The 13660-nt window shown below is 71.3% G+C and carries 11 protein-coding genes; 8 read left to right on the top strand and 3 right to left on the bottom strand.

Translation table 11 applies throughout. The features are described from left to right. The first annotated feature begins 32 nt into the window (after window positions 1-32). Window positions 33-1991 (top strand): hypothetical protein, encoded by a 1959-nt coding sequence (locus tag ABH926_RS48110; protein ID WP_370374115.1) that lies wholly within the window; start codon window positions 33-35, stop codon window positions 1989-1991. Between the two features lie 18 nt (window positions 1992-2009). On the opposite strand, the gene ABH926_RS48105 is transcribed toward ABH926_RS48110, so the two are convergent. After that, a complete protein-coding gene (locus ABH926_RS48105) occupies window positions 2010-2771 on the bottom strand; it encodes a DeoR/GlpR family DNA-binding transcription regulator (protein WP_370374114.1) in 762 nt (253 codons plus the stop codon). A 90-nt stretch (window positions 2772-2861) separates the two neighbouring features. Between ABH926_RS48105 and ABH926_RS48100 the strand changes: the two genes are divergently transcribed. From ABH926_RS48100 to ABH926_RS48085, 4 genes are all read left to right on the top strand, one after another. Further along, window positions 2862-4109, top strand: a complete 1248-nt coding sequence (locus tag ABH926_RS48100) for an MFS transporter (RefSeq protein ID WP_370374113.1) — start codon at window positions 2862-2864, stop codon at window positions 4107-4109. Window positions 4110-4161: 52 nt separating this feature from the next. Next, window positions 4162-6018, top strand: coding sequence for a hypothetical protein (locus ABH926_RS48095; protein ID WP_370374112.1), 1857 nt, complete (start codon window positions 4162-4164; stop codon window positions 6016-6018). A 78-nt stretch (window positions 6019-6096) separates the two neighbouring features. Next, entirely contained in the window at window positions 6097-6630 is a 534-nt protein-coding gene (locus ABH926_RS48090; RefSeq protein ID WP_370374111.1) for a SigE family RNA polymerase sigma factor, read from the top strand. Beyond that, entirely contained in the window at window positions 6623-7492 is an 870-nt protein-coding gene (locus ABH926_RS48085; RefSeq protein ID WP_370374110.1) for a hypothetical protein, read from the top strand. The genes ABH926_RS48090 and ABH926_RS48085 overlap by 8 nt, the downstream gene beginning before the upstream one ends. Before the next feature lie 19 nt (window positions 7493-7511). On the opposite strand, the gene ABH926_RS48080 is transcribed toward ABH926_RS48085, so the two are convergent. Both ABH926_RS48080 and ABH926_RS48075 read right to left on the bottom strand, forming a co-directional pair. Continuing rightward, complete coding sequence (locus tag ABH926_RS48080; protein ID WP_370374109.1) at window positions 7512-8105, bottom strand: TetR/AcrR family transcriptional regulator; 594 nt, start codon at window positions 8103-8105, stop codon at window positions 7512-7514. Window positions 8106-8179: 74 nt separating this feature from the next. Then, window positions 8180-9337 (bottom strand): epoxide hydrolase family protein, encoded by a 1158-nt coding sequence (locus ABH926_RS48075; protein WP_370374108.1) that lies wholly within the window; start codon window positions 9335-9337, stop codon window positions 8180-8182. A 116-nt stretch (window positions 9338-9453) separates the two neighbouring features. Here ABH926_RS48075 and ABH926_RS48070 point away from each other — a divergent pair, with 116 nt between their 5' ends. The 3 genes from ABH926_RS48070 to ABH926_RS48060 all read left to right on the top strand — a co-directional run bounded on the left by ABH926_RS48070 (window position 9454) and on the right by ABH926_RS48060 (window position 13627). Continuing rightward, window positions 9454-10455, top strand: a complete 1002-nt coding sequence (locus tag ABH926_RS48070) for a helix-turn-helix transcriptional regulator (RefSeq protein WP_370374107.1) — start codon at window positions 9454-9456, stop codon at window positions 10453-10455. Between the two features lie 109 nt (window positions 10456-10564). Further along, a complete protein-coding gene (locus tag ABH926_RS48065) occupies window positions 10565-11974 on the top strand; it encodes a DUF2252 domain-containing protein (RefSeq protein WP_370374106.1) in 1410 nt (469 codons plus the stop codon). Window positions 11975-11983: 9 nt separating this feature from the next. Next, window positions 11984-13627 (top strand): MFS transporter, encoded by a 1644-nt coding sequence (locus ABH926_RS48060; protein ID WP_370374105.1) that lies wholly within the window; start codon window positions 11984-11986, stop codon window positions 13625-13627. Window positions 13628-13660 lie beyond the last annotated feature (33 nt).

Here is a 13660-nt window from a genome sequence, read left to right as displayed (position 1 = left end):
TTTGTGGTGAAAGTCTCGGATATCTTTCGCGCGTGCGACGAATCCTCATGCCGGCGGTGGCCGCCCTGGCCTGCCTGTCCGCGGGTACCTCGTATGCGACGACTTCGCATGCCCCGACCATGCAGTGCGGCGTGGTCCGCACCGGCGATTCCCCCATCGCCGGCGCCGAGGTCACCCTGTTCCAGGCCGGTCGTGCCGGGGAGGCGCCGCGGGTATTGGCCCACGCGCGCACTGGCCGCCACGGGGAATTCGGGGTCACCTACCGGCGCCCCGCCGATCCCGCGGCCGTGCTGTATCTCACCGCTGATGAAGGTGTGGTCCGGCTCGCCGCCGCGCTCGGCTCGCCGGCTTCGTCGGGCCGGCCGGCTTCGCCGGTCGTGGTCAACGAGCGGACCACCGTCGCCGTCGGCTATGCCCTGGCCCAGTTCGTCGAGGGCCGTGGTGTCTCCGGAACCTATCCGGGCCTGCAGAACGCGGCGGCCATCTCACACAACCTCGCCGACGTCGCCACCGGCGGGATCGCGCCGCTGCTCGCGAGTCCGCCGAACGGTGCGCTCACCTCCACGCTGCCGGCCTTCAACACCCTGGCCGACCTCGTCGCCGGCTGTGTCGCCAGGCAGACCTGCCAGTCGCTGTTCGCCCTCGCGCAGCCGCCGGGCAAGGCGCGGCCCGCGGACACCCTGCAGGCCGTCGCCGACATCGCCCGGACGCCGGGCAACAACGTGGCCGCCCTGTTCGCGCTGGCCGGCGTGAAGCAGCCGTACACGCCGGTGCTGACCGCCGCGCCGGACGCCTGGACCCTGGCCATCCGCTACACCGGCAACGGCCACGAGCTCGACGGCCCCGGCAACCTCGCCTTCGACGCCGACGGCGATGCCTGGGTGACGAACAACTACCAGTACAGCCCGAACCCGCTGGATTCGGTGTGCGGGGACACGAAGGTCGTCAAGCTCACGCCGACCGGCCAGGACGCTCCCGGTGCTCCGTATTACGGAGGCGGCCTGTACGGCGCCGGCTTCGGGATCACGCTCGACCCGAAGGGGCATGTCTGGGTCGCGAACTTCGGGTTCCAGGGTTCGCAGTGCCCTGTGAACCCGAGCCTGTTCTACCGCAGCCTCTCCGAGTTCGGCCCGCACGGTGCGGCGCTGTCCCCGCCCTACGGCTGGCGCTTCGGCGGCATCGTCCAGCCACAGGGGACGGTGTCGGACCGGCAGGGCGACATCTGGATCGCGAACTGTGGCGGTTCCAACGTCGTCGAGTACCCGCGCGGCCGCCCGGAGCTGGCTCGCACCATCACGCCCCCGGCGTCCCTGCCCCTGGTGAAGCCCTTCGACATCGCCGTTGACCCGGCGGGCCGCAAGTGGGTCACCGACAACGGTGCAAACAGCGTCCTGATGATGTCGTCCGACGGCACCCCGCAGCGCTCCATCACGACCGGCGGCATCCGGCGGCCCCTGGGCATCGCCTCGGACACCCTGGGCGACGTCTGGGTCGCCAACCCCGGCATCCTCCCGGTGCCGTGCGGCGGCGATAGCGCGACCGATTTCGCGGATGCGGTGCGGAACCTGCCGCCCGGCGGCGCCGGTGCCTCGGTCACGATGATCAGGCCGGACGGTTCGACACCCGCGCAGCCCTTCACGAACGGCGGGATCGTCCTGCCCTGGGGCGTGGCCGTCGACGGCGACGACACCGTCTGGGTGGCCAACTTCGCCGGCGGGCGCCTGGTCCATCTGTGCGGGGCGCGGGTTTCGGCCTGTCCTCCCGGATACCGCGCCGGACAGCCGATCTCGCCGGCCGCCACCGGCTACACCAGCGACAGCCTGACCCGGAACACCGGCGTGCAGATCGATCCGTCGGGCAACGTGTGGTTGGCGAACAACTGGCTGACCGCGGCCGTGCAGACGAATCCGGGCGGACACGAGATGGTCGTGTTCATCGGGCTCGCGGCGCCGGTGCGGACGCCGTTGCTCGGGGCGCCTCGGCGGCCGTGATCAGACGGATCTCATCGGTCAGACGGATTTCACTATGGTGCCCGCGGCTTCGAGCGCGGCCAGTTCCCCGCTCGGCGCCGCCGAGTCCGTGACCAGCGTGTGCAGGAGCGAGGACGGGCCGACGAACGCGTGCGCCGTGCGGCCGAGCTTGCTCCCGTCGGTGGCCAGGATGGTGCGGCGCGCGGAGGTGATGCTCGCCTTCTTCACCGCCGCGTCGTCGAGGTCGTAGGCGGTCAGGCCCTCGGCGGCGCTGAGTCCGCAGCAGCCGATGACGGCGGTGTCGAAGCGCAGCGCCGCCAGCGAGGCCAGGGTGAGCGGGCCGGTCAGCGCTCCCTCGGAGGTGCGGGGCCGTCCGCCGGGCACCAGCAGCGCGGCCTGTCCCGGGGTCTCGCTGAGCACGCGGATCGCCTGCAGCGACACCGGCATCACGGTGACCGGCCGCCGGTGCAGGAGGCGGGCGACCTCCAGGCACGTGGTGCCGCTGTCCAGCACGACGGTCTCGCCGTCGGCGATGAGCGAGCAGACCTCGGCGGCGATCCGGCGCTTGGCCTCGACGGCCTCGTGGGCCCGCAGCGCGAAGGGCGGCTCCTCGCCGCGCAGCAGCAGGGTGCGCGCCCCGCCGCGGACGCGTTCGAGCACGCCCTGCGCAGCCAGCACGTCCAGATCGCGCCGGATGGTCATCTCCGAGGCGCCGGTGAGCTCGGCGAGTTCCGGGACCGTGGCGCTGCCCGACTCCTTCACGGCCCGGGCGATCTGCCGGTGCCGGTCTGCGGTGCTCATGCCTGTGATTGAACACCACGCACAACGAACATGCAAACTGTTCATAGATAGGCTTTCCAAACATCGATTCTGTTCGTTATGGTGGCCGGCATGGAACGATCACTCCGGTCCGCCCGAATAGCGACCTTCACGTACTTCATCCTCTGCGGGACGCTGATGGGCACCTGGGTGGTGCACATCCCGGCCATCGAGCACCAGGTGGGCATCAGCCACGCCACGCTCGGCGGCCTGCTGGTGCTGCTGGGGCTCGGCGCCTTCGCCGGTATGCAGGTGGCCGGGCGCCTCGCCGACCGGCTCGGCGCGCGGGTCGTGGTCCCTGCCGCCGGCGTGCTGTGCGGCGCGACCCTGGTGCTGCCGGGCCTGGCCCGGGAGTCGTGGACGCTGGCGGCGGCGCTGCTGGTCTTCGGGTTCTGCAACGGGTGCCTGGACGTGAGCATGAACGCCCACGCCGTCCATGTGGAGAAGGCCTACAACCGCCCGGTGATGTCGGCCTTCCATGCCGCGTTCTCCGTCGGCGGCGTTGTCGCCGCGATCTTCGCGGCCGGCATCTCCGGGGTCGGGATGAGTCCGGCGGGGGCGCTCGCGGTGATGGGAGCCGTGGGCATCGTGATCGCGCTGGCGACGGCGCGCCTCCTGCTGCCGACTGTGCCTGCCGCGCCGACCGCGCCGACCGCGCCGACCGCGCCGACCGCGCCGACCGCGCCGACCGCGCTGACCGCGCCGACCGAGCACGGATCAGCGTCCGGCCCGCGTCGTGCCGGCCGGCAGATCTGGATCCTCGCCGTCCTGGCCCTGATGATCATGCTGTGCGAGGGCGCCGCCAACGACTGGAGCGCCCTGCACCTGAAGGACGTCCTGGGCGCCCCGGCCGGCACCGCCGCCTTCGCCTACGGCACCTTCGCCGCCGCGATGACCCTCGGCCGCCTGCTCGCCGACCGCGTGTCCGCGCGCTTCGGCGCCATGGCGATCCTCCGCTACGGCGCGGCCACCGCCGCGGTCGGGATCACGATCGCGGCGCTGTCGCCGTGGATCTGGTCCGCGTTCGCCGGCTGGGCGCTGTTCGGTCTGGGCCTGTCCGGCTGCGTGCCCCAGCTCTTCAGCGCGGCCGGCCACGCCGATCCCGCCGCCGCGGGGACCAACGTCTCCCGCGTCGCAGGGCTCGGTTATGTCGGCATGCTCGCCGGTCCCGCCGTCATCGGCTGGATGACCCATGCCGTGGCCCTGAACCACGCGTTCCTGCTGCTGACGGTGATGTGTGTGACCGCGGCGGCGACCGCCGGCGTCCTGCGCACCGAGAAGTCCGCTCCGGTACCGGTCTTGTCCAGCGACCTGGTCTGAGCGGTGCGTGGTACCGTCCTGCCACTACAGAGGTCAAAGGGTGGGGCGGGGAATGACGTCGGACATCGAGCTCGCCGCTGAGGCCGAACCATCGTTGCCGGATCAGGGCGCGGCCGGGGAGGACCTGGCCGCCTTCGATCCGCCGCGCGCGGCCAACCGCTTCTCCACACAGATGGACCGCTTCGTGCGGCGTGACGTGTTCGGCGTCAACGCCGCGGTGCTGCTGTTCGTCCTGGCCCCTCTGGCCTTCGGCTTCTACGCGCGCCTGCACTGGTCGGCGTACTCCTTCCCGCCGGACAGCCGCTACTACGTGGTGATGGCCCTGCGCGATCTGGGCTGGAGCGACGCCCACGCGCTGGCCAAGCAGTTCGCCAACTCCGGGACCGTCGCAGAGCCCTGGTACTTCGCGCACAGCGACCCGGCCTGGCTGATGGTCCAGTCCCGCATGCTGTACCCGTTCTTCGCCGCGCCGTTCGTCGCGGTCTTCGGCGTCGCCGAGGGGATGCCGATCGCCGCGATGGTGGCGTTCGCCGTCATGCTGTGGGCGGTGACCCGGCTGGTGCAGCGGCTGTACGGCCCGACCGCCGCGCTGGCCGCCGGCGGGGTGCTCGGCGCGTGCGGGTTCCTGATGACGCTCGCCGAGGCGGTCACCGACTCGGTGGCGATCGCGGTGCTGGCGCTTATCCTGCTGAACCTGCCGCTGGGCCGGCGGGCCCGCGCGCACAACCTGATCGCGCTGGCGCTGCTGTCCGTGCTGCTGGAACTGAGCCGCCAGGTGATGCCGACCGCCGCCGTCATGGCCTTCTTCGCGTGGGTGTGGGCGACGGCGTTCCCCGGGCGCGGCCGGCCCCGGCGGTGGCGCAACGACTGGCTGTGGCCGTCGATGATCGTCGCGGGCACGACCGTGCTCGTCCACCTGCTGGAGGCCAGGATCTCCGGGCGCGGCGCCGGTTCGCAGGTGTCGCAGGTGACCTCGGACCCCTTCCAGGTGGCCTGGACCATCACCCGCTACGACGTGCTCAGCACGCTGCAGGGCGACAAGGCGCTGTCGGTGCTGCTCGCCGGCGCCCTGCTGTTCGTCGTGGTCCGCTTCACCGACATCGTCGCCGGGCTGCTGCTCGGGGCGATCGCCGGCACGTACGTGATCATGATCGCCGGCGTCGACCCCTCGCACATGCGCTACGAGGCGATCATGTTCCCGGTCGCGGGCCTGGCGGTCGGAGCGCTCTTCCACCACCTGGCGCCGGCGTCCCTGCGCGGCGGCGTCGTCGGCGAGGGGACACTCCGCTCGGACCGGCTGCCGCCGGTCGACACCTGGTGGCAGCGCGGCCCGCGCCGGGTCCCGGCGCTGGGCGCGTTCAGCGTCGTGGGCCTGGCCGTGCTCGTCGGATGGTCGGCGACGCACGGCTCGGCGTCCATGGTCGGCACCGTGCCCACGGCGCCCGCCGCGGCGGCGGCACTGGCCGGGAACTCCCATGCGGCAGTCCCGGCACGCGTGGTGTCTGCCGAGGAGACCCTGTCCGAGGAGTTCACCCAGGCCGAGAACATGCTCCAGGGCAAGACTTCCGTTTTCCTCATCTACGCCGACTGGCGCCACCCGATGCGCTTCCGGCCGTTGGCCTCCGACGAGCCCGGCTGGAACCACCGCGATGCGGACGGCACCGTGGTGATCTACCCCGGGGACCTGGCGCCGTCGGACTGGACCGGGCTGGCCAAGGCGTTCACCTACAACGGAACCCTCGACGCGGGCACGGTGAAGGTGACCTCCCGGACGACCAGCGCCTACGGGGAGGACGTGTCCTTCACGGTCATGGCCGGCAAGACCCTGCACCACGGACACGCCACCGTCCTGTACCCGGTCCGCGCGGCGCTGCCCGGCTTCGTCACCGAGATGGTCTTCGACTCCTGAGATTCCGGCCGCGACGCAACCTTTCCCGTGCGCCCAGGCGTACAGCGCTCGACACATCGGCGAGCGAGGGGACAGGGCATGACGGGGAGACGCTCGGAGTCCGCGGCCACGGATTTCGACGCCGTATACGCGGCGACCGCACCGCGCCTGGTCGGCCAGCTCTATCTGGTGATCGGCGACCTCACCGAGGCGCAGGACTGCGTCCAGGAGGCGTTCGCCCGCGCCTGGCTGCGGTGGGACACGCTGACCGACGGGCGCGGCGACCCGGTGGGCTGGGTCAAGACCACGGCCTACCGGCTGGCTGTCTCGCATTGGCGGCACTGGAAGTCCGGGATCAAGGCATTGCGGAAGCACGGGGCGCCGGTTGACGCCCCCGGGCCGTCCCCGGACGCCGTCGCGCTGCGCGACGCCCTGGCGAAGCTGCCCAAGGGGCAGCGCACCGTGCTGGTGCTCCATCACCTGAACGACATGCGGGTCGAGGACGTGGCCCGCGAACTGCGGGTCGCGCCCGGCACGGTCAAAGCGCAGCTGTCCCGCGGTCGCGCGGCGCTCGCCCTCCTGCTCTCCGACTGGCACATGGATGTTCTGGCGACGGAGGAATCCCATGCATGACGACGACATCTTCACCGGCGCGACCCGCACCGAGGACTGGACCCATCTGGCCGGCACCGGTGCGGCGGCCCGTGCCAAGAGCGCCGGTCTGCGGCGCACCCGCTATGCCGGGATCGCCGGCGTCACTGCCGCGGTCGGGGCGGTCGCGGTCGGCGTGGTCGCGATCGCGGGCACGTTCGGCGGGGGCGCCGGTTCGGTGGCTTCCGGGGCGCCGGTGGCGCGTCTGACGAGTCCGGCGAGTCCGGCGAGTCCCGCGTCCAGCACGTCGCAGGCTCCTGCGAAGGGCACGATGGGGGCGCTCTTCGAGCAGTGGAAGTCCTGCCCGGACTCGGAGCTGAGCGCGCAGCCCGCGGACCTCCAACAGCGGTGGCGGGATGCCTGCCGCCGTGACATGGCGACGCTGACCGCGTTGCTGCCGGGCTATGACGTCACGCCGGCTGTGGCGAGCATCGACCTGCCCAAGGGGGTTCCGGTCAAGGACTATCTCGGCCCGGAGAAATTCAACGACCCCTCGTTCGTCATCCCCGCCGGGTACACGCCGCACATGGGAACGGCCGCCTACCGCATCGTCGGCAAAGACGGCGTCACCAGCACGGTGCTCATCCACGCGCTGGGGCGTGACGACAAAACCAAGCCGGGTACCGGCGAAGCCGTCACCCTGCCGAACGGTCTGGAAGCATGGCTGGTTCTCGGTACCGACCTCCCGGCGGGTGGCCCCGGCTACGAGATCTACATCCTGAACCACGGCAAGACCTTCTACATGTTCACCACGGGCCAGCCGGATTTCGACTTCAAGAGCCTGGTCATGAGCCCGCAGTTCGCGGACATGGCGGCGAAGGCGCTGGCCGCACCGGAGGGGTGAGACCTGGTCGGAGCACAGGTCATGGCTGGGCGCCGTCGGCGTCCGGCCATACATGGCGCAGGCTCTGCTCCGCCCAGTCGTCGGGCACGTCGGACGTGGCGACGTACCGCGCGTAGAACGCGCCGATCAGCATGCTGGCGAGCACTTCGGGATCGGCCGAGCCCGGCAGCTCGCCGCACCTGACCCCCGCGGCCAAGGCCTCGCGAAGCGCGGTTCGGCGCGGCTCCACCAGCCGGGCGCGGAAGGCGGCGAGCACCTCCGGATTGCGGTGCTCCTCGGCCAGCAGCGTGCCGACGACCGCCATGGAGTTCTCGCGCAGGAGGTTGGCGTGGAAGTTCCGCAGGATCGCGAGGGCCAGAACCCGGGGCGGCCCCGAGGCCTCGGGCATGCCCTCGACCCGCAGCGAGTCGATCACCGCGACGGCCAAGCCGGCCTTGCTGCGGAAGCGCCGGCGCACGGCGGGGACGGTCGTCCCGGCGACCGTGGCGACGGATTCCATGGACATGCCGGCGTAACCGGCTTCGCGGAGCTGCTGCTCGGCGGCTGCCAGGATGGCCGTGTCCAGCTCGGGGTTTCTCGGCCGGCCTGCGGGGCGGGGCGGGGGAGCTTCCACAGTTGATCCTCCTGGGGGAGGATTATATTGCGGATTCCTACCGCATCGTAATCATCGTGGGATCGAGCTCCGGTTCAGACCAGAGGACCGAAGAACGCGCGCAGATCCCTCGCCAGCAGAGCAGGGCATTCCATCGCCGGGAAGTGCCTTCCGCACTCGAACTCGCTCCAGTGCGCGTCCGGCTCGGCGGGGACCAGCTTGCGGACGGTCGGATCGGCGCCGAATACGGCGTAGCCGTGCGGGACGGGGGAGGGGGCGCCCCAGTCGGAGGAGTGGAACTGGTCGTAGAGTGTGTGGGCCGCCGAGGCGCCGGCGCCGGTGAACCAGAACAGGCTCACGGTGGTCAGCAGCTGGTCGCGGTCGATCGGGAGGTCGGTCCACTGCTCGAACTTCTCCGCGATCCAGGCCAGCTGCAGGATCGGGGAGTCGACCAGGCCGTAGCCGATGGTCTGGGGGCGGCTGTTCTGGATGGCGAGGTAGCCCGATCCTTCCTTGCGGAACGCGTTCATCCGCTCCAGGGCCAGGGCGTCGACGGGGTCGGACGGGTCCAGGCGGTCGGCCAGGCCCGGCAGGAAGGTGGCCACGTTCGCCGCCGTCAGCGGGTCGGTGGTCACGTGGATCCCGGTGACGTGCTCGGCGTCGTAGTCGCCGACCATCCCCGACACGCCGCTGCCGACGTCGCCGCCGTGCACGCCGTAGCGGTCGTGGCCCAGGCGGCGCATGAGCTCGATCCAGGCCCGGGCGGTCCGGCTGAGGGTCCAGCCCCGCGCGGAGAGGGGCGTCGAGAAGCCGTAGCCGGGGAGTGAGGGCGCGACGATGTGGAACGCCGGCTCGGCGGGGTCTTCGGGGGCGGTCAGCCGGTCGATCAGGGTCACGAACTCGGCGACCGAGCTCGGGAAGCCATGCGTGAGCAGCAGCGGCTTGGCGTCGGGGCGCGAGGACCGGACGTGCAGGAAGTGGATCCGCTGGCCGTCTATCTCGGTGATGAACTGCGGGAAGGCATTGAGCGCCTTCTCCTGCGCGCGCCAGTCGAAGCCGCTCCGCCAGTACTCTGCGAGCTCCTTCAGATAGTCCACGGGGACTCCGCGCTCCCAACCGGCTCCCGGTATGGACGCGGCCCAGCGGGCGTTCGCCAGCCGTGCGTGGAGGTCGTCGAGTTCGGACTGGGGGACGGCGATCTGGAAGGGCTGGATGTCAGTGGTCTCGGTGGTCTCGGTGATGCCAGTGTTCATCGGGGTCTCCCTCTGTCGTGGATCTGTCGTGGATCTGTCGTGGATCTGTCTTGGTGAAGCGAGCGTAGGAACCAATGCGGAAAGGTTCGTTCCGCTATCCCGGATACGGTTGAAGAATGTTGGAGACCTCGGCGCGGCTGTTGCGCCTGCTGTCCCTCTTCCAGGCCCGCCGCGACTGGACCGGCGGCGAGCTCGCTGAGCGTTTGCGCGTGACCACCCGCACCGTCCGCAATGACGTCGAGCGCCTGCGCGAACTCGGCTACCCGGTCGAAGCCAGGCCCGGCGTGGCCGGCGGCTATCGCCTCGGTGCCGGGGCCGCGTTGCCTCCGCTGCTGTTGGACGATGACGAGGCGGTGGCCGTCGCACTCGGCCTGCGTGTCGCGGCCGGCGGAGGGATCGCGGGCATCGAGGAGACCTCGCTCAGTGCCCTGGCGAAGCTGCAGCGCATCCTGCCCGCCCGGCTCCGGCACCGCGTCGAGTCGTTCGGCTCGCATGCCTTGCCCGTCCCGGCGCACGCACCGGCCGTGGACCCGGAGACCCTCACCACGCTGGCCCTGGCCTGCCGTGACCACCTGGCCCTGCGGTTCGACTACGAGGCCCACTCGGGTACTCCGTCCCGCCGCGCCACCGAGCCCTACCGCCTGGTGCACCGTCGGCAGCGCTGGTACCTGTTCGCGTGGGACCTGGACCGCGGCGATTGGCGGACGTTCCGGGCCGACCGGATCCGTCCGCCCGGGCCGCCGGGACCCCGCTTCGCGCCCCGGCCCACGCCGCCGGACGCCGAGATCGCCTCGCGGGTCGACAGCGGCGCGGCGCGCGGGACGTGGCGGTATACGGCGCGGGTGGTCGTGGACGCGCCTGCCGAGCATGTCCGGGCCCGCATCCCGACGCCGATCGCCGTCGAAGAGCTGGCCGACGGCCGGTGCGCCATCGAGCCGGGATCCGACGATCCGGAGCGGCTGGCGCTGTATCTGGGCATGCTGGACGCCGACTTCGAGGTCGTGGACGCGCCGGAGCTGGTGGCGGCCGTGGAGCGGATCGTGGCGCGGTATCAGCGGGCGATCGGGTCGGCCGGGCCGAGCGCACCGATCAGGCCGGTCCGCGCGGGCGGAGGCTGAATCCCATCCCCCGGATGGGTCATTGGCGCCGTTCCCGGGCTGCCCGGATGCCTACCTTGCGAGTGTGGCCGGTTGTCCCGTCGGGCAGCCGATGAACTTGGAGGGTGCCATGGCGAGGTTCGCGGAGCACCGGACTCCTGAAGAGCGCGCCGCGGTGGGTGACGCGGCGCGCGAGGCCACTCCCGTGGAGCAGAACGGGCAGTTCCAGCCCGCCGCCGATCGCGCCGACCCGGTCGCGATCCTGCAGGAGCAGGGCAAGACCCGGGTGCCCGAGCTGGTCCCGGTCCGCTACGGCCGCATGCTCGTCTCGCCGTTCACCTTCTTCCGCGGCGCGGCCGCGGTGATGGCCGCGGACCTGGCGCACACGCCCGATTCCGGGCTGACCGTGCAGTTGTGCGGGGACGCGCACTTGTCGAACTTCGGCATGTTCGGCTCGCCGGAGCGCAAGCTCGTCTTCGACGTCAACGACTTCGACGAGACCCACCCTGGGCCCTGGGAATGGGACGTCAAACGGCTGGCCGCCAGTCTGGAGATCGCCGGCCGGGACAACGGGTTCAGCCCGAAGAAGCGGCGCAAGGTCGTCCTGGCCGCCTCGCGCGGGTACCAGCTGGCGCTGCGCGACTTCGCGGACATGAAGGCGCTGGACGTCTGGTACGCCCGGGCCGACGTCGAGGAGTTGCGGGACGCCCTGAAGGCGGGACTGACGAAGGAAAGGCGTGAGACCTTCGACAAGGCCCTGGCCAAGGCCCGCAGGCGGACCAGCAAGCGGGCGTTCGGCAGGCTCACCGGGCTGGTCGACGGCGAGCGCCGGATCCTGCCCGATCCGCCGCTGATCATGCCGGTCCGCGATCTGCTGCCGGACGTGGAGCGCGCCGAGTTCGAGGCATGGTTCCGCGAGTTGCTGGTCGGCTACGGCCGTACGCTGCAAAGCGATCGGCGGTACCTGCTGGACGGATTCGACTTCGTGGACATGGCGCGCAAGGTCGTCGGGGTCGGCAGCGTCGGGACCCGGTGCTGGATCCTCCTGATGCGCGGCCGGGACGATGACGACCCGCTGTTCCTCCAGATCAAGGAAGCGCAGCGTTCGGTCATCGCGCAGTACGGCGGCCGGCCCACCGCCGAGCAGGTCGGCGAAGGCGAGCGCGTGGTGCGCGGCCAGCGGCTCATGCAGACGGTCAGCGACATCTTCCTGGGCTGGCAGAGCGCCAAAGGGATCGACGGGCACAGGCGCGACTTCTACGTGCGCCAGCTCGCCGACTGGAAAGGCTCGGTCGTGATCGAGGGCCTGTCGGACTCGGAGATGGCGGCGTACGGGCGGCTGTGCGGCTGGACCCTGGCCCGCGCGCACGCCCGGACCGGCGACCGGATCGCCATCGCCGCCTACCTCGGGGCGGACGAGGTGTTCCCCGAAGCCGTCGCCGACTTCGCGGCCCGATACGCCGACCAGAACGAGCGGGATCACGCGGCCCTGCAGGAAGCCCGGCGCTCCGGCCGGATCCCCGTCGAGTCCGGGTTGTAAGGGGTACCTATGAGCGCTGACGCAGTCACCTCACCCGCCCGGGCCGCGGCCGGGAAGACCGTCCTGGCCACCCTGGCGGCCGCCCAGTTCCTGATGGCGCTGGACTCCTCGGTCATGAACGTCTCGATCGCGACGGTCGCCTCCGACGTCGGCACCACGGTCACCGGCATCCAGGGCGCGATCACCGCCTACACGCTGGTCATGGCCATGTTCATGGTCCCGGGCGGCAAGATCGGGGCGATGATCGGCCGCAAACGGGCCTTCATGATCGGCTGCGTGGTCTACGGCTGCGGTTCGCTGACCACGGCGCTGGCCCCGAACCTGACGGTCCTGCTGCTCGGCTGGTCGCTGCTGGAGGGCCTGGGCGCGGCGCTGATCCTGCCGGCCATCGTCGCCCTGGTGGCGCTCAACTTCCCGGTCGAGCGCCGCCCCGCCGCCTACGGGCTCATCGCGGCCTCCGCGGCCGTCGCCATCGGCCTGGGCCCGCTGATCGGCGGGATCGCCACGACGTACTTCTCCTGGCGCTGGGTCTTCGCCGGGGAGGTCGCCGCGGTGGTCGCGATCCTGGGGCTGGCCCGGCGCGTCGTCGACCGGCCGGTCGAGAGTCGGCCGCGGTTCGACCTGATCGGCGCGTTCCTGTCCGCGACGGGCCTGGGAGTCTTCGTCTACGGTGTGCTCCGCACCTCCGAATGGGGCTGGTTCCTGCCGAAGCCCGGGGCGCCGTCGTGGCTGGGGATTTCGGCGTCGATCTGGTTGATGGTGGCCGGTGTCCTGGTGGTGTGGCTGTTCCTGCTGTGGCAGACCCGCCTGATGCGCGGTGGCCGGGACCCGCTGGTCGATCTGAGCCTGTTCGCCAACCGGCAGCTGACCGGCGGCCTGATCATGTTCTTCCTGCAGTTCCTGGTCCAGATGGGCGTGTTCTTCGTCGTGCCGCTCTACCTGTCGGTGGCCCTGGGCCTGTCCGCGATCAGGACCGGTGTGCACATCCTTCCGCTGTCCCTGAGCCTGCTGGCCGCCGCGGCCTTGATTCCGCGGCTGTTCCCCCACGTCTCACCCCGGCTCATCGTGCGCTTGGGCGTCCTGGGCCTGTTCGCCGGCGCCCTGTCCCTGACCGCCGCGCTGGACGCCGACTCCAGCGCGGCCGTCGTGACCATCCCGCTGCTGCTGATCGGGCTGGGCATGGGAGCCTTGGCCTCACAACTCGGCGCGGTCACTGTCTCCGCGGTCCCGGACAGCCGCAGCGCCGAGGTCGGCGGCATCCAGAACACGGTCACCAACCTGGGCTCCTCCATCGGCACCGCCCTGGCCGGATCCATCCTGATCGGCACCCTGACGACCTCGTTCCTGACCACCATCGAGAAGAACCCCGCGGTTCCGGCGAGCGTGAGCGCCCAGGCCTCGACGAAGCTGGCGGCCGGCGCGCCCTTCCTGTCCGACGCCCAGCTCTCCGCGGCGCTCAACGAGGCGAACGTCCCTCCCCAGCAGGCCGAAGCCGCCTTGCAGGCCAACTCCTCGGCACGTCTGGACGCGGTGCGGGCGGCGCTGGCACTGCTGGCGCTCATCGCGTTGGTCGCGTTCTGCTTCACCGGACGGATCCCGAAACGGCAGCCGGAGGGGGCCGGCGGCGACGGCGCCGGGGAGTCGAACGCCTGATCGGGGCGCCACGCTCAGCGTCACCCCGCCGGT

Origin of the sequence: Catenulispora sp. GP43, from assembly GCF_041260665.1 — a bacterium.
GTDB lineage: Bacteria > Actinomycetota > Actinomycetes > Streptomycetales > Catenulisporaceae > Catenulispora.
The sequence above is the reverse complement of the archived record's forward strand: the minus strand, read 5'-3'. Positions and strand labels throughout refer to the sequence as shown.